The 19,873-nt window shown below is 68.6% G+C and carries 18 protein-coding genes; 14 read left to right on the top strand and 4 right to left on the bottom strand.

Going from position 1 to position 19,873, the window contains the following annotated elements; genetic code table 11:
* The first annotated feature begins 49 nt into the window (after positions 1–49).
* Complete coding sequence (locus ACFQVD_RS13345; RefSeq protein ID WP_343961171.1) at positions 50–1,273, top strand: aminotransferase class III-fold pyridoxal phosphate-dependent enzyme; 1,224 nt, start codon at positions 50–52, stop codon at positions 1,271–1,273.
* Positions 1,274–1,282: 9 nt separating this feature from the next.
* Here the strand turns inward: ACFQVD_RS13345 and ACFQVD_RS13340 are convergent, their stop codons facing one another.
* Entirely contained in the window at positions 1,283–2,389 is a 1,107-nt protein-coding gene (locus ACFQVD_RS13340) for a GNAT family N-acetyltransferase (RefSeq protein WP_343961173.1), read from the bottom strand.
* 159 nt (positions 2,390–2,548) lie between these two features.
* Here ACFQVD_RS13340 and ACFQVD_RS13335 point away from each other — a divergent pair, with 159 nt between their 5' ends.
* From ACFQVD_RS13335 to dop, 4 genes are all read left to right on the top strand, one after another.
* Positions 2,549–3,418 (top strand): tRNA (adenine-N1)-methyltransferase, encoded by an 870-nt coding sequence (locus ACFQVD_RS13335; RefSeq protein WP_350919231.1) that lies wholly within the window; start codon positions 2,549–2,551, stop codon positions 3,416–3,418.
* A 205-nt stretch (positions 3,419–3,623) separates the two neighbouring features.
* Complete coding sequence (gene arc, locus ACFQVD_RS13330; RefSeq protein WP_030904572.1) at positions 3,624–5,387, top strand: proteasome ATPase; 1,764 nt, start codon at positions 3,624–3,626, stop codon at positions 5,385–5,387.
* A gap of 285 nt (positions 5,388–5,672) precedes the next feature.
* Positions 5,673–6,830, top strand: coding sequence for an acyltransferase family protein (locus ACFQVD_RS13325; RefSeq protein WP_343961178.1), 1,158 nt, complete (start codon positions 5,673–5,675; stop codon positions 6,828–6,830).
* A gap of 87 nt (positions 6,831–6,917) precedes the next feature.
* The gene (gene dop, locus ACFQVD_RS13320; protein WP_343961180.1) at positions 6,918–8,432 is read left to right on the top strand and encodes a depupylase/deamidase Dop; all 1,515 of its coding nucleotides are present in this window, start codon (positions 6,918–6,920) and stop codon (positions 8,430–8,432) included.
* 108 nt (positions 8,433–8,540) lie between these two features.
* On the opposite strand, the gene ACFQVD_RS13315 is transcribed toward dop, so the two are convergent.
* Together ACFQVD_RS13315 and ACFQVD_RS13310 are read right to left on the bottom strand one after the other, a co-directional pair.
* Positions 8,541–9,425: a serine/threonine-protein kinase gene (locus ACFQVD_RS13315; RefSeq protein WP_386271212.1), complete on the bottom strand. Its 885-nt coding sequence runs from the start codon at positions 9,423–9,425 to the stop codon at positions 8,541–8,543.
* 212 nt (positions 9,426–9,637) lie between these two features.
* The gene (locus ACFQVD_RS13310; RefSeq protein ID WP_030904564.1) at positions 9,638–10,432 is read right to left on the bottom strand and encodes a serine/threonine-protein kinase; all 795 of its coding nucleotides are present in this window, start codon (positions 10,430–10,432) and stop codon (positions 9,638–9,640) included.
* A 327-nt stretch (positions 10,433–10,759) separates the two neighbouring features.
* On the opposite strand from ACFQVD_RS13310, the gene ACFQVD_RS13305 reads away from it, so the two are divergent.
* The 9 genes from ACFQVD_RS13305 to ACFQVD_RS13265 all read left to right on the top strand — a co-directional run bounded on the left by ACFQVD_RS13305 (position 10,760) and on the right by ACFQVD_RS13265 (position 18,826).
* Complete coding sequence (locus ACFQVD_RS13305; RefSeq protein ID WP_030904562.1) at positions 10,760–10,969, top strand: ubiquitin-like protein Pup; 210 nt, start codon at positions 10,760–10,762, stop codon at positions 10,967–10,969.
* A gap of 662 nt (positions 10,970–11,631) precedes the next feature.
* Positions 11,632–12,450, top strand: coding sequence for a proteasome subunit beta (prcB, locus tag ACFQVD_RS13300; RefSeq protein ID WP_343961223.1), 819 nt, complete (start codon positions 11,632–11,634; stop codon positions 12,448–12,450).
* Between the two features lie 25 nt (positions 12,451–12,475).
* Complete coding sequence (prcA, locus tag ACFQVD_RS13295) at positions 12,476–13,279, top strand: proteasome subunit alpha (RefSeq protein ID WP_343961186.1); 804 nt, start codon at positions 12,476–12,478, stop codon at positions 13,277–13,279.
* Positions 13,280–13,403: 124 nt separating this feature from the next.
* The gene (locus ACFQVD_RS13290) at positions 13,404–14,021 is read left to right on the top strand and encodes a hypothetical protein (protein ID WP_343961188.1); all 618 of its coding nucleotides are present in this window, start codon (positions 13,404–13,406) and stop codon (positions 14,019–14,021) included.
* A 162-nt stretch (positions 14,022–14,183) separates the two neighbouring features.
* Positions 14,184–15,542, top strand: coding sequence for a Pup--protein ligase (pafA, locus tag ACFQVD_RS13285; protein WP_343961190.1), 1,359 nt, complete (start codon positions 14,184–14,186; stop codon positions 15,540–15,542).
* A 95-nt stretch (positions 15,543–15,637) separates the two neighbouring features.
* Positions 15,638–16,588, top strand: coding sequence for an FKBP-type peptidyl-prolyl cis-trans isomerase (locus ACFQVD_RS13280; RefSeq protein WP_343961192.1), 951 nt, complete (start codon positions 15,638–15,640; stop codon positions 16,586–16,588).
* 142 nt (positions 16,589–16,730) lie between these two features.
* Positions 16,731–17,627, top strand: a complete 897-nt coding sequence (locus tag ACFQVD_RS13275) for an FKBP-type peptidyl-prolyl cis-trans isomerase (protein WP_343961194.1) — start codon at positions 16,731–16,733, stop codon at positions 17,625–17,627.
* 48 nt (positions 17,628–17,675) lie between these two features.
* The gene (locus tag ACFQVD_RS13270; protein ID WP_343961196.1) at positions 17,676–18,317 is read left to right on the top strand and encodes a helix-turn-helix transcriptional regulator; all 642 of its coding nucleotides are present in this window, start codon (positions 17,676–17,678) and stop codon (positions 18,315–18,317) included.
* A 32-nt stretch (positions 18,318–18,349) separates the two neighbouring features.
* Positions 18,350–18,826 (top strand): DUF3291 domain-containing protein, encoded by a 477-nt coding sequence (locus ACFQVD_RS13265; protein WP_343961199.1) that lies wholly within the window; start codon positions 18,350–18,352, stop codon positions 18,824–18,826.
* On the opposite strand, the gene ACFQVD_RS13260 is transcribed toward ACFQVD_RS13265, so the two are convergent.
* Complete coding sequence (locus ACFQVD_RS13260; protein WP_343961201.1) at positions 18,772–19,869, bottom strand: DUF3866 family protein; 1,098 nt, start codon at positions 19,867–19,869, stop codon at positions 18,772–18,774. The two genes, ACFQVD_RS13265 and ACFQVD_RS13260, sit on opposite strands and share 55 nt — an antisense overlap.
* Positions 19,870–19,873: the final 4 nt, after the last annotated feature.

Raw genomic sequence — 19,873 nt, 5'->3', positions numbered from 1 at the left:
GGCACGGCAGCGAAGCGCACGAACCGATCCGGATCTGAAAGGACGCCGCATGTCCATCGACGCCAGACTCAGGGAGCGGGCCGCCAAGGTCGTCCCCGGCGGCATGTACGGCCACCTCAACGCGGCCCTGCACGGCCCCGCCTACCCGCAGTTCTTCGTCGGCGGCGAGGGTTGCCGCCAGCGGGACGCCGACGGGCGCGAGTACGTCGACCTCATGTGCTCCTGGGGTCCCGTCGTGCTCGGTCACCGCCACCCCGCGGTCGAGGCCGCCGTCACGGCCCAGCTCGCCGTGGGCGACTGCCTCAACGGCCCCGGCCCCGTCTATGTGGAGCTCGCCGAACTCCTGGTGGACACCGTCCCACAGGCCGACTGGGTGATGTTCTCCAAGAACGGCACCGATGCCACCACCCAGGCCCTGATGGTGGCCCGTGCCGCCACCGGCAGGACCAAGGTCCTCATGGCGCACGGCGCCTACCACGGGGCCGACCCGTGGTGCACGCCCAGTACGGCGGGGACCACCCCCAGCGAGCGCGCGGACCTGGTCGAGTTCACCTACAACGACCTCGCCAGCGTCGAGGCCGCCGCGGCGCAGGCGGAGGGCGACGTCGCCGCGATCATCGTGACGCCGTTCAAGCACGACTCGTTCGAGGACCAGGAACTCGTCGCCGCGGAGTTCGCCCGGGGGGTGCGGGCGCTGGCCGACCGGATCGGCGCCGCCCTGGTGATCGACGACGTGCGCGGTGGCTGGCGGATCGACCTCGGCGGCTCCTGGGAGCCGCTGGGCGTGCGCCCCGACCTGTACGCCTTCAGCAAGGCCATGGCCAACGGCCACCCGATCGCCGCCGTCACCGGTGTGGACGCCCTGCGGGGACCCGCCCAGACGCTCTACTCCACGGGTTCCTTCTGGTTCAACGCCGCTCCGATGGCCGCGGCCAAGGCCACCATCGAGACGCTGCGCGACATCGACGGCATCGCCCTGATGGAGCGCGCGGGCACCCGCCTGCGTGAGGGCCTCGCCGCCCAGGCCGCCTCCCATGGCTTCACGGTCAACCAGACCGGCCCGGTGCAGATCCCCTGGCTCTCCTTCGAGGGGGACGCGACCCTGGACAAGGGCATGTTCTGGGCGGCGGCCTGCCTGCAGGAGGGCGTCTACCTCCACCCGTGGCACAACTGGTTCCTGTCCGCGGCCCACACCGACGCCGACATCGACCGGGTGCTGCAGGGCACCGACGCCGCCTACGCCAGGCTCAGGGCCCACTTCGGCGCCGACTGAACGCGGCCCCTAGCGTGGGGCGTCCCGCAGCCGGTACCACTGCAGGTCGTCCAGGCGGGTGCCGTCGGGGCCGGGCAGCAGCCCGTGCAGCAGTGCCTCGCGGGTGAAGCCCGCGCGCTCCAGCACGCGCTGCGAGGCGATGTTGGCGGGGGAGGTGCCCGCGATGACCCGGCTCAGGGAGGTGTGCTCGAAGGTCCAGTCGACCAGCAGGTTCACCGCCCTGGTGGTGAAACCCCTGCCGCGGAACGCCGGCAGCAGGCTGTAGCCCGTCATGGCCTGTCCCAGTGGCGGGATCACGTTGGAGAGCTGGATCTCCCCGGCGAACGCGCCCGTCGCGGCGTCCGCGATCACCGCCTCGACCCCCCGGCCGGCCAGCTGGTTCGCGCCCGCCGCGCGGCACCGCTCCGCGACGTCCTCGGCGCTGTGGGGCTCGGGCGGGACGCTGTACCTCACGACGTCGGGCAGGTTGCGCAGCGCCAGGTAGTCGGCGGCGTCGGCGGGAGTGAGCGGCCGCAGCCGTACGACCCCGTCGGTCAGTGAGCCGCCGGGGAAGTCCGGCAGGAGCGGTGCCACGCGCTCGCCGGAGTCGCCCCGCAGGCGTGCGAAGGACACCAGGTCGCGGCGGGTGCCGTCACGCTGCTGCTCGGCCCCGCGTCGCACGCCCTCGCGCTGGAAGCCGGCGGCCAGGGCCACCCGCTGGCTGGCCAGGTTCTCCACGTCGGCGAGGAGTTCGACGCGTTCCACCCCGTGGCCGAAGGCCCATCCGGCCAGCGCGGCGGTGGCGGCCGTGGCCACCCCCCGGCCCCGCGTCCATGGGGCGACCAGGTAGCCGATCTCGTTGGTGTTCCGCAGGCGGGAGGGCTTGAGGCCGATGTTGCCCAGCCACTCGCCCGTCTCCGCGTCCGCGATGGCGAACGCGGCTCCCCCGCCCTTCCAGTCCTCCTCGGCCATCTCCAGGTACTGGAGCGCGTCGTCCCGGGTGTAGGGCACGGGCACCAGGGGGAGGAACCGGACGATCTCCGGGTCCGCGCAGGCGCGGACGATCGCTTCGGTGTCGGCGGGGGAGAGCGGCCTCAGCACGACGGGGCCTGCCGGAACCACAACTTGGGGAAACATGCGACAACAGCTACCAGTTCTCCTATAGCGGGGCTAACTATTTTACGGATCGTAGCTCTCCGTCTGTTACGGACAGCAGTGTCCGTTTCCCCCTACTCGGCCGCCGCTCCCGGATCGAGGCGGGATCGGCCGCGGTCGCGCGCCGTTAACCTTGCGGTCATGGGTTTTCGCAGGCATGGGCCGTTTCAGGCCGGGGATCAGGTTCAGCTCACCGACCCCAAGAACAAGCGTCACACGGTGACGCTGAAGGAAGACGGCGTGTTCCACACGCACAAGGGCGGGATCCCGCACAGTGAGCTGATCGGCCGGCCCGAGGGCTCGGTGGTGCGTTCGTCCGGGGGCACCCAGTATCTGGCGTTCAGGCACCTGCTGCAGGACTACACGCTCTCCATGCCGCGCGGCGCGGCGGTCATCTACCCCAAGGACTCGGCGCAGATCGTGGCCATGGCCGACATCTTCCCGGGTGCCCGGGTGGTGGAGGCGGGGGTCGGCTCCGGCGCGCTCACCTGCTTCCTGCTGCGCGCGGTGGGCTCCGAGGGCACCGTCACCTCCTACGAGCGGCGCCAGGACTTCGCCGAGATCGCCACCAAGAACGTGGAGAAGTTCTACGGCGGCCCGATGTCGCAGTGGCGCCTGGTGGTCGGCGACTTCGTCGCCGACCTCGACGAGAGTGACGTCGACCGGATCATCCTCGACATGCTCGCCCCGTGGGAATGTGTGGACGCCGCGGCCAAGGCGCTCACCCCTGGCGGTGTGATCTGCTGTTATGTCGCGACCACGACCCAGCTGTCGCGTACGGTCGAAACTCTCCGGGAGCACGGGAGTTTCACCGAGCCCCATGCGTGGGAGACCCTGGTTCGTGACTGGCATGTCGAGGGGCTGGCTGTGCGGCCCGACCACAGAATGGTCGGCCACACCGGCTTCCTGGTCACGGCCCGTCGCATGGCCGACGGGGTGACGCCGCCACCTCGACGTAGACGTCCGGCGAAGGGTGCACAGGGTGAGGAGTCCACGTCTTCCGCCACATGATGACGATTCGGCCACGACGGTCCGTGAGGGAGTGACACGGGAGCGGACCTTCGTGTTCTTATGCTTCTAGTACTAAAAGCACCAAAAGGGATTAATCATCGCGTACTTAATGTAGTCATACGAACACTGCTCAGCCAGGTAAGGGACAGCCCTTAGATGGGTAGGGTTTCGAGTAGTCGGTCTCGACTGGGAAGGAGGTGACGCCGTGGCAGCTCGCGACGACGCTGAGGCTCGAGCCGCGCAGCGCGAACGGGAGGTCGCTGACCTCACAACACAGGTCTCCTTCCTGCAGGAGGAGATCACCGTGTTGCGTCGGAAGCTGACGGAGTCTCCCCGGCAGGCCAGGATCCTTGAAGAGCGTCTCCATGACTTGCAGGCGAACCTCGCGGCCGTAACCGGCCAGAACGAGCGTCTGGTGGCCACCCTCAAGGAGGCCAGAGACCAGATCGTCGCCTTGAAGGAGGAAGTAGACCGGTTGGCGCAGCCGCCATCCGGGTTCGGCGTGTTCCTCGAAACCAGAGAAGACGGCACGGTGGAGGTTTTCACCGGGGGTCGCAAACTCAGGGTGAACGTCAGTCCGGCGGTGGACGTCGACTCGCTGAAGCGCGGCCAGGAGGTCATGCTCAACGAGGCGCTCAACGTGGTCGAGGCCCTCGGTTTCGAGGAGCTCGGCGAGATCGTGATGCTCAAGGAGCTTCTTGAGGACGGCCAGCGCGCCTTGGTGATCTCGCATGCCGACGAGGAGCGGGTGGTGAAGCTCGCCGAGTCGCTGGTGGGCCAGCCGATCCGGGCAGGCGACTCCCTGTTGCTCGAACCCCGTTCCGGCTACGTCTACGAGCGCATCCCCAAGTCCGAGGTCGAGGAGCTCGTCCTGGAGGAGGTGCCCGACATCTCCTACGAGGAGATCGGCGGGCTGATGCGGCAGATCGAGCAGATCCGGGACGCCATCGAGCTCCCGTACCTGCACGCCGACCTCTTCCGTGAGCACAAGCTCCGCCCGCCCAAGGGCGTCCTGCTCTACGGACCGCCCGGCTGTGGCAAGACGCTCATCGCCAAGGCCGTCGCCAACTCCCTGGCCAAGCAGGTCGCGGAGAAGACCGGCCAGTCCGGAAAGAGCTTCTTCCTCAACATCAAGGGGCCCGAGCTTCTCAACAAGTACGTCGGTGAGACCGAGCGGCACATCCGCCTGGTCTTCCAGCGGGCCCGGGAGAAGGCCTCCGAGGGCACCCCGGTGATCGTGTTCTTCGACGAGATGGACTCGATCTTCCGGACCCGAGGCTCGGGCGTCTCCTCCGACGTCGAGAACACCATCGTTCCCCAGCTCCTGTCGGAGATCGACGGCGTCGAGGGCCTGGAGAACGTCATCGTGATCGGCGCCTCCAACCGCGAGGACATGATCGACCCGGCGATCCTGCGGCCCGGCCGCCTGGACGTCAAGATCAAGATTGAACGGCCGGACGCCGAGGCGGCCAGGGACATCTTCTCGAAGTACCTCATCGCGGAGCTCCCGCTCCACTCCGAGGACCTCTCCGAGCACGGCGGGAACCGCCAGGAGACCATCTTCGGGATGATCCAGCGGGTCGTCGAGCGGATGTACACCGAGAGCGAGGAGAACCGCTTCCTTGAGGTGACCTACGCCAACGGGGACAAGGAGGTCCTGTACTTCAAGGACTTCAACTCCGGCGCGATGATCCAGAACATCGTCGACCGCGGCAAGAAGATGGCGATCAAGCAGTTCCTGGAGACCGGGCAGAAGGGTCTGCGGATCCAGCATCTGCTGGCGGCCTGCGTGGACGAGTTCTCCGAGAACGAGGACCTGCCCAACACCACCAACCCCGACGACTGGGCCCGCATCTCCGGCAAGAAGGGCGAGCGGATCGTCTACATCCGCACCCTCGTGACGGGCAAGCAGGGCACCGAGGCCGGGCGTTCCATCGACACGGTGGCCAACACCGGTCAGTACCTGTAACGGCGGCACGCGTGCCGATCGACGGCGCGGCCTCCCTCGGGAGGCCGCGCCGTCAGCGTCTCGCCAGGTTTTTGTCCAGTTTTGCGATGTTTTGCGGCTTTAAAGAATTTTGTCGCTTTTTTTAACCCTTCGTTATTCATATTCGGCGGTGCGGATCCGTCCCCATCCGTATCTCCGGTCACACCCGCCCCGAAAGCGATCGGAAATCAACGGCCGTCACAGGGAACCCGAATGATCGAAGCGCCGTCCAAGTGGCGTGCGTGAACATTCCGGCCCGGCCGCCAGGTGACCGGCACGGGGTCTCGCGAGGCGCTTCGGGGAAGCGGCCGCCTCGCCGAACTCGACCTCCTGCGCTTCGCCGCCGCCATGGCGGTGCTCGCCTTCCACTACTTCATCGCCTTCGCCTCGGTGTGGGGCGACCGTCCCGCCAAGTTGTTCCCGGCGATCTCCACGATCTCCGGGCTCGGCATCCTCGGTGTCGAGCTGTTCTTCATGATCAGCGGTTTCGTGATCCTGATGAGCATCTGGGGCCGGGGGCTGGGGGCGTTCGCCCTCTCCCGGCTGGTGCGGCTCTTTCCCGCCTACTGGGTCAGCGTGGTGGTAACCGCCGCGCTCTATGGACTGACCGCGGCCACGGCCCTGGACCCCAAACTCAGCCTCGGCGAGTACGGGGTCAATCTCACCATGCTTCAGCGGGCTTTCGGCGTCTATGACGCCAACGGTGTCTACTGGTCGCTCTGGGTGGAGCTCCGCTTCTACGTGCTGATCTCGATCCTGGTGATCACCGGGGTCACGCTCAACCGCTGCCTGGCCTTCATGGGCGTCTGGCTCCTGGCCGCGGGTTTCTTCGCGGGAAGCGATGAGGCGTGGGTCGAACTCGTGATCATGCCCAAGTACGCGGCCTACTTCGTCGGTGGCATGGCGTTCTTCCTGATGACCAGATTCGGTCCCAGGCTGGTCCTGTGGTGTCTGGCCGGGATCAGCGGCGGCCTGGCCGTCAGCGCGGCACTCGATCGGGTGGCCGGGCGGGTGGAGAAGGTCGGCTACGCCGCGATGCCCGTGCCCGACTGGGCCGTCGTCGCCACGGTGGTCGGCTTCTACGTACTCATGGCGATGGTGGCGCTCGGCTGGCTGCGCCGGCTGCGCTGGCGCGGCCTGGTGGTCCTGGGAGCGCTCACCTACCCGCTCTACCTCTTCCACACCGCGGCCGCCGTCCTGATCGTCCCGGCCCTGCGGGACACGCTGCCACCGCCGCTGACCGCCCTGGTCACCGTGCTGGCCGCGATGGCGTTCTCCTACCTGGTGTACCGGGTGGCCGAGCGTCCCCTCCAGGAGTTCGTCAAGTCGAGAAGGCGCGGGAAGGCCGGACAGGCGTCGCCCGCACAGCCTCCCGGGTTCTCCTCGATCCCCCTCGCAACGGGCGAAAAGGCTTCGGTGCCATAACTGTCCGACCACCGGGCATAGTGAAGGGTCTAGGGTCGGGAATAGATACCTCGGAGAGAAACAGTCCCTGATGAACAGAGGGTGCGCATGACGGTACGGCGGGTGATGGGCATCGAGACCGAATACGGCATCTCCGTGCCCGGACAGCCGGGGGCCAACGCGATGGTGACCTCCTCTCAGGTCGTGAACGCCTATCTGGCGGCCTCGGCGGCCAGAGCACGGCGCGCGCGATGGGACTTCGAGGAGGAGAATCCGTTGCGCGACGCACGGGGGTTCGACCTCGCGCGGGAGGTGGCCGACCAGAGCCAGCTGACCGACGAGGACCTCGGCCTGGCGAACGTGATCCTCACCAACGGGGCCCGGTTGTACGTGGACCATGCCCACCCCGAATACTCCACTCCCGAGTGCACCAACCCTCGGGCGGCGGTGATCTGGGACAAGGCAGGCGAGCGGGTGATGCACGACGCGGCGGTTCGCGCCTCGGCGATGCCGGCCAACGCCCCGATCCAGCTTTACAAGAACAACACCGACAACAAGGGCGCCTCCTACGGCTGCCACGAGAACTACCTCATGCGCCGGGCGACCTCGTTCGCCGACATCGTCAGGCACCTGACGCCGTTCTTCGTCTCCCGGCAGGTCGTCACCGGCGCGGGCAAGGTCGGCATCGGCCAGGACTCCCGGGGTGAGGGCTTCCAGATCAGCCAGCGGGCCGACTTCTTCGAGGTCGAGGTGGGCCTGGAGACGACGCTCAAGCGGCCGATCATCAACACCCGGGACGAGCCGCACGCCGACCCGGAGAAGTACCGCCGCCTGCACGTCATCATCGGTGACGCCAACATGTCGGAGATCTCGACCTACCTGAAACTGGGATCCACCGCGCTCGTCCTGGCCATGATCGAGGACGGGTACTTCACCCGCGACCTCACCGTGGACAACCCGGTCCAGGCGCTGCGCGCGGTGTCGCACGACCCGACGCTCAAGTACGAGATCCCCATGCGCGACGGCCGCAGGCTGACGGCGGTGCAGCTCCAGATGGAATACCTGGAACTCGCGCGCAAGTACGCCGAGGAACGCAGCGTCAACGGCATGGACGAGCCCACCAAGGACGTCCTGGAGCGCTGGGAGTCGGTTCTCACCCGCCTGGCGGACGACCCGATGCAGCTGTCCAGGGAGCTCGACTGGGTGGCCAAGCTGGAGCTCCTGGAGGGCTATCGCACCCGCGACGGTCTTTCCTGGTCGCATCCGCGTCTGCAACTCGTCGACCTTCAGTACTCCGACATCCGTCCCGACCGAGGGCTCTACAACCGGCTGGTCGCCCGGGGGCGCATGCAGCGCCTGGTCACCGAGGAAGAGGTGCAGAGGGCTGTCGAGGTGCCGCCCAACGACACCCGCGCCTACTTCCGAGGCCGCTGCCTGAGCCAGTACAGCGAGTCGGTGGCCGCGGCCTCCTGGGATTCGGTCATCTTCGACATCCCCGGCCGCGAGTCGCTACAGCGTGTGCCCACCCTTGAGCCGCTGCGCGGTACCAAGGCCCACGTGGGCGAGCTGTTCGACCGCTGCCGTAGCGCCGCGGAGCTGGTGACGGCGCTGACCGGCGAGTAGTGACGCTTCGCGAGGGAGAGGCTCCCGGCGGCCTCTCCCTCGATCCGAGGACCATGCGGAAGCGGCGGTCCGGCCCGGTGGCGATCCTGGCTGGAACGTGCGTAGGCGCTACGCGTAAGCGTCCGGTGGCAGCCGGGCCGCGGGCAGTCGCGGCCGGGCCAGAGCCACGCCCTCCGCGTGCAGGACCGCCGACAGCATGCGACCCGCTTGGCCCATGCTGATGCGGGCCGCCGGGTCGCGCCGGAGCAGCCCTTCCAGGACGGGACGCAGCGCTCCCGCCCGTACCATCGTCTCCGGGTTCCGGCCGGCGGCCGGGCCATGGGGCGTCGGGCGGTGACCGGAGCGCGGCGGCCGGCCCTCCACCGCGAAGTACAGGCTCGCCCCGAACGACCACAGGTCGCCCGCCGGGGTCGGCAGGCCGCCCCGTAGCCGTTCCGGCGCGATGAAGGCGGGAGCATGGGTGAGCGGCAGGGTCGTGGAGGTGCCCGAGTCGCGGTGCAGCGCCGCGATTCCGAAGTCGGCCAGCACCACCCGATCACCGGTCAGCAGGATGTTGCGCGGGTTGATGGACCGGTGCAGGACGCCGGCCCCGTGCGCGTGGCGCAGCCCGCCCAGCAACTGGAAGCCGATCCACGCCACCCAGTGGATCGGCAGGTGGCCCATGTGGCGCACCGTCTCCTTGAGCGTGAGGGCCTCCAGCAGTTCCATGACGATCCAGAGCCGTCCGTCCTCCTCGAGCAGGTCATGCACGGAGATCACCGCCGGATGGTTGAGCCGCCCGGCCGAGCGGGCCTCGCGCAGGGCCCGGCGCCGCGCGTCACGCATGTCCGCCCCGTATTCGCCGAACCGCGGCTGGATCTCCTTGATCGCCACATTCCGCCTGAGCAGGGAATCATGGGCACGCCACACAATACCCATGCCGTCCTGCCCGATCGGCGAGGTCAGGTGATAACGATCACTCAGTGGACGTGCCTTCTCTGCGCCTGTTCCCATGAATCACCCGTTGCACATAGAAGCCGGGCCCCTCAGCTGATTCATATTTTCACCTGGAACGGTGCACCATATGGTTACTTATGGTAATTAAGTGTAACAATTTAGTTGCGTGGGCATGGTGGAATTTTGTTTCGCGTCCTTAAATCCCTGTTTTGTATTCAGAGAAACTGCCCAGAAGCCGGTGGGCGCGCTGGAAAACGCTGGGAAACGCGTCAGGCCGCGCTGAAGCAGCGCACGTCCTCCAGCATCTTCGACGTCCGCTCGGCACTCAGCCGAGCCCGTGGATCCTTGCGCAGCAACCCTCGCAGCACCGGTTCCAGGGCGCCCGCCCGCTTCGGCGCGCGCGGCGGCTCTCGCAGCGCCGCCACCAGCGATGCCATCGAGTTCACCGTACGGAACGGGGTCCTGCCCTCCACCGCCATGTAGAGCGTCGCGCCGAACGACCACATGTCCGCCTCGCGGGTGCCCCCCCTGCCCTGCAGCGCCTCCGGCGCGATGAAGGCCGGCGTGCCCCGCATCGAGGTCGTCGCCGCGCCCTCCGGCGCCGCGAACCCGAAGTCGGCCAGCACCACCCGATCACCGGTCAGCATGATGTTGGCCGGCTTGATGTCGCGGTGGATCACTCCGCCGTCATGCGCGTGCCGCAGCGCGTCAAGCAGGCGGCACCCCATCGCGGCCACCAGGTCGACCGGGAGTGGGCCCGCCTGCACGAGCGTGTCGTGCAGCGTGAGGGCTTCCAGGAACTCCATGACGATCCAGAGGCGCTCGGCCTCCTCGGTCAGGTTGTGCACCGTCACGATGCCACGGTGGCTCAGCCGTGCCGCCATCCGCGCCTCCCGGACCACCCGCCGCCGCTGCTCGGCCGCGGCGGGTCCAGGTGGCAGGGGTATCTCCTTGAGGGCCACCTCTCGCTCCAGAAGCAGGTCGTATGCGCGCCAGACGACGCCGGTCGCCCCCTGGCCGACGCGGGAGACGAGCTTGTACCTGCGCGCGATGATGGTGCTCACCCCTCAATGATCGCAGTTTTCAATCCGATAGGCCTACTTGGAACGTTCCCCACCTTCCCGTGGGCGCCGGATAAGCCCCGATTCGAGGGTGATGGTGGTCACACAGGGCCGACCAGGGCGGCGGCCTGCCCGAGTCGGGCGGTATCTCGTCCAGGAGAACGGGCCGGAGGGGGTTTGCCGTGGAGCCCCTGGGGAGGTTTCCTGGCGGGAGGTACCCCGGGACGGAGCAGGGGGCTCCCGTAAAGATCGCGGGACGATCCGCGCGCAATGTCGTCCGGTTCGGGGAAGATATGAGTCAGATGCGTCCCCCAGGCGGAGGTGCCACAGATGGCAAGTAAGGACACCGGCGGCCAGAAGCAGACCGGCCGTACCGACAAGGAAGTCGAGGAGACCGCCGCGGCGGAGACCTCCGACGTCCAGGAGCGTCACGAGAAGCTCTCCGACGACGTCGACGCGATCCTCGACGAGATCGACGAGGTTCTTGAGGAGAACGCGGAGGAATTCGTTAGGAGCTACGTGCAAAAGGGCGGAGAGTAGGGGGCCGCGCGGGAAAAGCCGGCGGGGAGCGGCCGGAGGGTTCCACCGGCCGCGAATATCGCCGGAGATGACGGGCGGCCAGGCCGTAGGCCGAATTCAGCCGTGACCGAGCACGACCAGATGGACTGACTTCTCACCGCAGGCCCTGTCGCGACCGGATGAAAAGGGCAGGCGAAGTCAAGAACCACGGCGGCGAGCGCGGCTACCGGCGAAACCGGGCCATGGCATCACCGAGAGACGTCATCGAGGCCGACTTCGGTCGGATGTTCGCCGAGCGAGGTGGCTCCCGCTCGATTCCACCGGGCGGGAGAGCGGAGCAGTGGGAGGAGGGGCCCGGGCATCGGGTGGGTCTCCGGCCCGCCCGCCCGCGTGCCCGGAGGCGGGCCGTGCGGCTCGCGCCCGGCGTCGACACCAAGGCGTCGACACCAAGGTTCGCCCGCCCGTGCGTCCGGAGGCGGGCCGGGGGGCGGGCATGTCGCGAAGACTCGGCCACTACACGGATGTAGTCGCCCGTAAAGATTCAAAAGCCCGGCGGAGGTGGGTTCGCGCTGAGCTGATCCAGGGAAGTGCAAGCAGGACGGCAAGATGAGTAAGGTCGGGCCTTAAAGGACCGCACCTTTGGAGGGAGTCGCGTGGGATCGCACAGGGACCTGCCCGCCGGCATGGTGAACCATATCTTTACCGACACCGGGAGCTCCTCGTTCACCGAGTTCGTCAGGTCCCATTCGCCGGACTTGTTGCCTGGCCGTAACGAGACCCTGGCGACCCCGGTGGGTGACCAGATCCCGCATGCCACCACGATCGTCGCGGCGATATGCGCCGGTGGCGTGGTGATCGCGGGAGACCGCCGGGCGACCTCGGGAAACATCATCTCTCAGCGTGACATGGAGAAGGTGTTCCGCACGGACGACTACTCGGGCATGGGCATCGCGGGGGTGGCGAGCGCCGGGATCGAGATGGCCCGCCTCTACCGGGTGGAACTCGAGCACTACGAGAAGCGGGAGGGCCGCACACTCTCGGTGGCGGGTAAGGCCAACCGGCTCGCCACGATGATCCGCGGCAACCTGCCGATGGCGATGCAGGGACTCGCGGTCGTGCCGCTCTTCGCCGCCTACGACCCCGATGTCGACGGTGGCCGGATCTTCAGCTACGACGTGGGCGGTGGCCCCTACGAACAGCACCAGCACCACGCGATCGGGTCCGGCTCGATCTTCGCACGGGGTGCGCTGAAGAAGCTCTACCGCGAGGGCGCCTCGCCCGAGGACACCGTGCTGACGCTGATTCACGCCCTCTACGACGCGGCCGACGACGACTCGGCGACCGGCGGCCCCGATGTGATCCGCAAGATCTGGCCCGTCGTCGCGGTGATCACCGCCGACGGATACCGCCGACTTCCCGACGAGGAGGTGGGTGAGTTCGTCCGGGCCGTGATCGACACCAGAACGAACTTCCCCGACGGCCCCATCGCCCCGCTGCGTTAACACGAGAGGATCACCCCAGGTGTCCATGCCTTTTGGATATGTCTCGCCCGAGCAGCAGATGCGAGACAAGGCGGACTACGCGCGCAAGGGGATCGCGCGGGGCCGTAGTGTCGTCGTCCTGCAGTACGAGGACGGCATCCTGTTCGTCGCGCCCAACCCGTCCCGCGCCCTGCACAAGATCAGCGAGATCTACGACAAGATCGGCTTCGCCGCGGTGGGCCGTTACAACGAGTTCGAGGCGCTGCGCCTCGGCGGCATCCGCTACGCCGACATCAACGGCTACACCTACGCCCGTGACGACGTCACCGCCCGCGGCCTGGCCAACCTCTACGCGCAGAATCTCGGCCAGATCTTCACCGAGTCGCTGAAGCCGTTCGAGGTGGAGATCGTGGTCGCCGAGGTCGGCGACTCCTCCGAGGAGGACCACATCTACCGGCTGACCTTCGACGGCTCGGTCTTCGACGAGGCGGGCCTGGTGGCCATGGGCGGCCAGGCCGAGGCGGTGGCCGGCCGGCTCAAGGAGCACTACCGCGACGGCCTGTCGCTGTCCGAGGCCCTGGAGGCGGCGCTGTTCGCCCTGACCGAGCCGGGCGGCGAACGCTTCCCCGCGAGCCAGCTGGAGGTCGCGGTCCTGGACCGGAACCGGCCGCATCGCAAGTTCCTGCGGCTCAGCGGCCCGAGACTGGAGCGCCTGCTGTCCGACGGGGCCCCCGCGGCCGAGGCGGCCGCCCAGCCCGCCCAGCAGGAGAGTCCCCTTTCCGCGCCCGAGACGCCCGGTGCCCCGCCGACCGCGCCCGACGGCGACATCGACACCGGGGCGAGCGGCTGACCGGGGCCGACGACCGACCATGGGACACCGAGAGCGCCGCCCCGCCAGGTGCGGCGCTCTCGGTGTGTCCTGGATCACCTCCCCTCCTGACAACCGAACCCGCTCACCGATGGTCACAGTGTGTGTGAGAAACGCCGCCCCCCGGGCCTGGACCAGGCTCGCCCTCCCCTCTGCCGGTCCCGCCGCGCTCGCCCTGCTCGCGGCCGTGGTGCTGACGTCCGGCTGTGGTGAGACGCCCACCCCCACGACCGGAGCGCCCGGCCCCGCCACCTCCTCCAGCCCCGCGGCCACCCCCGAGCTCTTCGGCACCGAGTTCCAGGTCGCCCCCGAGCACGACTGGAGCAAAGGCGGCCCGCCTCCCTTCGAGGGCGTCCTGCGAGGCTGGCTCACCGACGTGGACGAGGGCGGCGTGGCCGAGTACCGGCCGATCCGCTTCACCCAGAGCGGCGGCGAGGACGGCCACTTCGACGGCCCCGAGGAAGGCGACGTGACCCGTTATGCGGCGCCCATCGCCGAGGACGTGCTGTTCCTCGCGGACAGTGGCTGCGATGGCTCGTCGCAGACCTATGACAAGGCCACCAACCTCGGCACCGAGAGATGCACCCGCCAGGCGTTGATCGACAACGTCAAGGAGGCGGCGTCCCTGGCCGGGGTGGAGGACCTCTACCGGCCGGCCCTGATCACCACGGAGAACGGCAGGATCACCAAGGTTGTCGAGATCTTCTGGCAGGGCGGCGGCTGATCCGGCCCGCCGAGCCCGGTGCCCGCGCGCCGCTCGCACCCGGCGGCGATCCGAGTCCGAGACGCGTCCGCGCTTAGCCGCTCACAGCCCGGGGCATAAGCCGTACGACCGAAAACCCCATGATCCCTCCCACGAGAGGGGTTCGGCGAATAGTGTGAGGCAATGGATCGTCGCATCTTCGGGCTTGAGAACGAGTACGGCGTCACCTGCACATTCAGGGGGCAGCGGCGGCTGTCACCCGACGAGGTAGCGCGTTATCTATTCCGCCGTGTCGTCTCCTGGGGCCGATCGAGCAACGTCTTCCTCCGCAACGGGGCACGCCTGTATCTCGACGTGGGCAGCCACCCCGAGTACGCCACCCCCGAGTGTGACAACGTCGTGGAGCTCGTCACCCACGACAAGGCGGGCGAGCGCATCCTGGAGGGCCTCCTCGTCGACGCCGAGAAGCGTCTTCGCGAGGAGGGCATCGCCGGCGACATCTACCTGTTCAAGAACAACACCGACTCCGCGGGAAACTCGTACGGCTGCCACGAGAACTACCTGGTGGGCCGGCACGGCGAGTTCGGCCGCCTGGCCGACGTGCTGATCCCGTTCCTGGTCACCCGGCAGATCATCTGCGGGGCCGGCAAGGTGCTGCAGACCCCGCGCGGGGCGGTCTACTGCGTCTCCCAGCGGGCCGAGCACATCTGGGAGGGCGTCTCCAGCGCCACCACCAGGTCGCGCCCGATCATCAACACCCGTGACGAGCCGCACGCCGACGCCGAGCGGTTCCGCCGCCTGCACGTCATCGTCGGCGACTCCAACATGAGCGAGACGACCATGCTGCTCAAGGTCGGTGCCACCGACCTGGTGCTGCGCATGATCGAGGCGGGCACCGTGATGCGTGACCTGTCCCTGGAGAACCCGATCAGGGCCATCCGGGAGGTCTCCCACGACATGACCGGGCGGCGGCGGGTCCGGCTGGCCAACGGCAGGGAGGCGTCCTCGCTGGAGATACAGGAGGAGTACCTCTCCAAGGCCCGTGACTTCGTCGACCGCCGCGGCGGCGACGAGATCAGCCAGCGGGTGCTGGAACTGTGGGAGCGCACACTCAACGCGGTCGAGACCGGCAATCTCGACAAGGTGGCCCGCGAGATCGACTGGGTGACCAAATACCAGCTGATCGAGCGCTACCGCAAGAAGTACGACCTCCCGCTGTCGAGCCCCCGGGTCGCCCAGCTCGACCTCGCCTACCATGACGTGCACCGCCGCCGTGGCCTGTTCTACCTGCTGCAGAAGCGTGGCGCGGTGGAGCGGGTGGCCTCCGATCTGAAGATCTTCGAGGCCAAGTCGGTGCCGCCGCAGACCACCCGTGCCCGGCTGCGCGGGGAGTTCATCCGCAAGGCGCAGGAGAAGCGCCGTGACTTCACGGTCGACTGGGTGCACTTGAAACTCAACGACCAGGCGCAGCGCACGGTGCTGTGCAAGGACCCCTTCCGCAGTGTCGACGAGAGGGTGGACAAGCTCATCGCCGGAATGTGACGGTCACGCTTCGGCAAGCTCCTTCCATGCTTACCTCCTCCGTATGCCGGTACGGGTAGTGTGGCGCGAACCTGACGTCTGCTTGAGGGATACCTATGCGCCGCCGCAGCATGGCCGTACTGGCCGCAGTGCCTCTGATGTTCGCCGCAGCATGCGGCTCGGGAGGGGACGCGTCCACCGGCGCCTCGACTTCCGCCGGCAGCGGAGTCACCGAGCTACAGGTGACCGGGGAGATCGGCGCCAAGCCGAACGTGTCCTTCCCGGCCAAGGTCGTCGAGACCTCCTCCTACAAGGTGCTCACCCCCGGCACCACGGGGGAGGCCGCCAAGCTCGGCACCAACGTGGTGGCCAACTTCACGGTCTTCGCCTGGGACGGCAAGGAGAACAAGCTCGCCGGCTCGACCTACGACGAGGGCGGCCCGCAGGTCATCACGCTCAACGAGCAGGTTCCGGAGATCCTCAGAAAGGGCTTCGCCGAGACCAAGGGCGGCGGCAGGTTCATGTCCGTCGTCGCCAAGGACGCGCTGCCCAAGGAGCAGCAGGCACAGGCCCCCGCGGGCCAGTCGCAGGTCTTCGTGGTCGACGTGGTCGGCGTTCCCGAGGGGAACGCGGCCCAGGGCACCGCGACCGACCCCGGCGTCGCCGGTGTCAAGGTGGAGAACCCCGGGGGCGAGACCGCGCCGAAGCTCACCACCAAGACCAAGGAGAAGGCGCCCAAGGAACTCGTCGCCAAGACCGTGATCAAGGGCGCCGGGCCCGAGGTCAAGTCCGGTCAGTCGATCCTGGTCCAGTACGCCGGGAAGATTTGGGGTTCGGACGTCGAGTTCGACAGCAGTTGGTCCCGCGGTGGCCAGCCGATCATGTTCCAGATCGGCACCGGCAAGGTCATCAAGGGCTGGGACCAGGGTCTGGTCGGCGTCCCCGTGGGCAGTCGGGTGCTGCTGAGCATCCCGCCGGACCTCGGTTACGGCAAGGCGGGCTCCGGCGACAAGATCAAGGGAACCGACACCCTGGTCTTCCTGGTCGACGTGCTGGCCGCCTACTGACGCTCCCTGAGGAGCGACTCACCCCCGAACCCGGCCGTGCGCGCACGGCCGGGTTCGCGTTCTCCGATCGCGATCTTCAGCTACTGACAATTCTCCCAATAGGGCGTTAGGGTTGGCTCAGCCACCGGCCCCGGGAGTTCGGATGCGTCCCACGGCACTGCTCGCCGCGCTTTCGCTCGTGCTGGTCACCGCCTGCGCCTCCGGCGACGGGCAGGCGGGACCGGAGGTCGAGGTGCTCGGGAGCTTCGGTGACAGGCCCACCGTGCGCTTTCCCGAGGGCGCGCCCTCCGGCGGCTTGAAATTCACCGAGCTGATGACGGGCACCGGCGCGGAGATCGGGGGGAACGACCTGGTCGTCGCCCAGTACACCGCGCACGTGTGGGACGGCAAGGACAACCGCCTGCTGGCCTCCAGCTTCAACCAGGGCGCCCCGGCGTCCTTTCCGCTGAACCAGACGATCACCGGTGTGGGCAAGGCCCTGCGCGGCCACAAGGTCGGCAGCCGGGTGGTCGTCGCGGTTCCGCCGGAGGAGGCGTACGGTCCCAACCCGCCCGGCGGGATGACCGTCGAGGACGAGCTGTTCTACGTGGTCGACGTGCTCGGCGCGTTCCCGCCCGGCGCCGCCGCGAAGGGCGGAAGCGGGGCTCTCGACGGGGTCAGGGTCACCGGAACCTCCGGCGGGCGCCCGGTCATCTCCCTGCCGGACAGCGCGCCTCCCGCCGACCTGAGGAGCAAGATCCTCGTCCGGGGCGCCGGGGCCGAGACCCGTGCGGGACAGCTCATCGTCACCCAGTACGAGAGCAGGGTCTGGGGCAAGGACGTCTCCGACTCCACCTGGGCGGCTGGGCACCCCAAGGCCTTCCAGATCGGCAAGGGCCGCGTCATCGCGGGCTGGGACCGGGCTCTGGTCGGCGTTCCGGTGGGCAGCCGGGTCCTGATGGTCGTCCCGCCCAGGTTCGGCTACGAGAACGGCCTGCCGCCGTCCGTCGAACCCGGCGAGACGCTCGTCTTCGTCGTCGACGTGCTGGCCGCCTACTGATCCGTGCGCCGGACGTGACCTTCGCCGCCCCCGCCTACAATCCGGGCTGTGAGCGGTGATGACCTCGACAAGGTGGCGGTACTGCACGACCCGGTGCGCCGGGCCGTCTACGACTATGTGACCTCCTGTGGCAGGGAGGTGGGGCGCAACGAGACGGCCGGGGCGGTGGGGATCCAGCGGACTCTGGCCGCCTTCCACCTCGACAAACTTGTCGAGGCCGGTCTGCTCGACGCGGGCTTCAGACGGCTGACGGAGCGGACGGGACCCGGCAGCGGCCGGCCGGCGAAGGTCTATCACAGGGCGCGGGGGGAGTGGCAGGTCAGCGTGCCCGCCAGGGACTACCGAACGCTCGCCCTGGTGCTGGCCGAGGCGGTCGAGTCGCTCGGCGGGGAGGAGCGGGCCGAGCAGGTCGCGCGACGGGCCGGGGCCGGGTTGGCGCGACAGGACGATGATCTCGTCGGGGCGCTGCGGCGGGGCGGCTACGAGCCGTACGAGGAGGAGGGCAGGGTGCGGCTGCGCAACTGCCCGTTCCACGTGCCTGCCGAGGAGCATCCGCTGCTGGTCTGCTCGGTGAACCTGGGGCTGTGCCGAGGGCTGCTGGAGGCGCTCGGCCAGGACGGCTCGGCGGCCCGTCTGGATCCGCGCCCGGAGGAGTGCTGCGTCACCTTCTCTAAAAATAATGAGAATTGACATAGAAGGGCCAGGGGTGATCTGCTGTGCTCATGCATCTGGCCCAACTGAACATCGCCCATATGCGCGCTCCCGTCGACTCCCCGGAGCTGGCCGCCTTCGTCGCCGGTCTCGACCCCATCAACCGGCTGGCCGAGGCGACTCCCGGCTTCGTCTGGAGACTCAAGGGCGGTGACGCCCCCGAGGACACGGTCAAGCACGACCACGGTGACCACCTGCTGGTCAACCTCTCGGTCTGGGAGTCGCGCGAGGCGCTGTGGGACTACGTCTATCGCAGCGGCCACCTGGAGTTCCTGCAGCGGCGCAGGGAATGGTTCCTGCGCATGGCGGAGCCGTCCTCGGTGATGTGGTGGATTCCCGAGGGGCACGAGCCGAGGCTGGCCGAGGGGATGGAACGCCTGGAGCGGTTCAGGAGGGAAGGCCCCACGTCTGAGGCCTTCACGTTCAAGGATTTCTACGACAGCAGCGAGGCGGTGTGGCGTCCGGCGGCGGCCGAGGCCAGGAAGTAGGCCAGGTCCTCGTCCAGGCCGCGGCCCATCGTCGACAGCCTGACCGGAGACTCCCGCAACGCCGCGTACAGCCCGTCCACCGGCACCTCGACCAGCTCGTGCCGCGCGGCGAGCGGGCGCGACTGCTCGGTCACCCGCCTGCCGAAGTCGCCGGGCAGCACGGGCACGGCGATCTGGGCGGGGGCCAGCGCCACCCGGCCGTAGGCGGTCAGCGAGTGGTGTGAGACCCCGATGTGGCGCTCGCGCAGGTCGCCCTCGCTGACCCGCAGCGCCGCGACCGGGCGGCCCCCGAGGACGGCGGCGGCGTTGACCGCCTCACCGGCCGAGACGCCGGAGAAGCCCCAGCGGGTGCCGCTGCCCAGATTGCCCGGCCCCTGGGTGACGACCGCGACGTCGGCCCCCAGGACGTGCCGGGCCGCCAGCAGGCCGGTGTGCGGCGTCACCGCCTCCACGTCGCCGCCGAAGGCCTGGCCCACCGTGACCACCCCGCACAGCCAGCCGGCCTCCCGCAGCCGCGCGCACGACATGGAGAACCAGGCGGGCAGCGCGCCCCCGTCGAGCATCACGTAGGCGACCCTGGCGGGCCGGTGCCCGCCGGACTCCCCGGTGCGCGGCGGATTCGAGCCGTACAGGCCGCAGAGAATCGCCGGCAGGGCCGAGTGCAGGTCGGCGACGATCACCGGCATGCCGTCCACGGAGTCGGCGTCCCGCAGGAGGTGGTGGAAGGGCGAGTCCTGCTCGTCCGCGCCTAGTACGGTGGTCTGCAACGGGGTGTAGCGTGCCTTCACCAGGTGTCCGGGACCTTGAGGATCTTGTGGCAATCGGTCGGGAACAGCCACCACCATGGCGTAACCTCCCGTACCGAGACCCATCGCGAGCGCGGTCGTGTTGAGCAGCACCACGTCACCGGGCTCCGGGCGTCCCACCAGGGCCGGGTAGGCGAGCGCGCGCGCCTCACCGTCCTCGGTGGTCACGTCGAGTTCCATTGCCCCGGGCCATTCGCGCCGGATCCGTACGACCTCGCCCCTGCGCCATCTGATCACGGGG

It is taken from the genome of Streptosporangium amethystogenes subsp. fukuiense (assembly GCF_042665875.1).
GTDB lineage: Bacteria > Actinomycetota > Actinomycetes > Streptosporangiales > Streptosporangiaceae > Streptosporangium > Streptosporangium fukuiense.
Note: the sequence above shows the minus strand (reverse complement) of the source record. Positions and strands in the feature narration are given on the sequence as shown.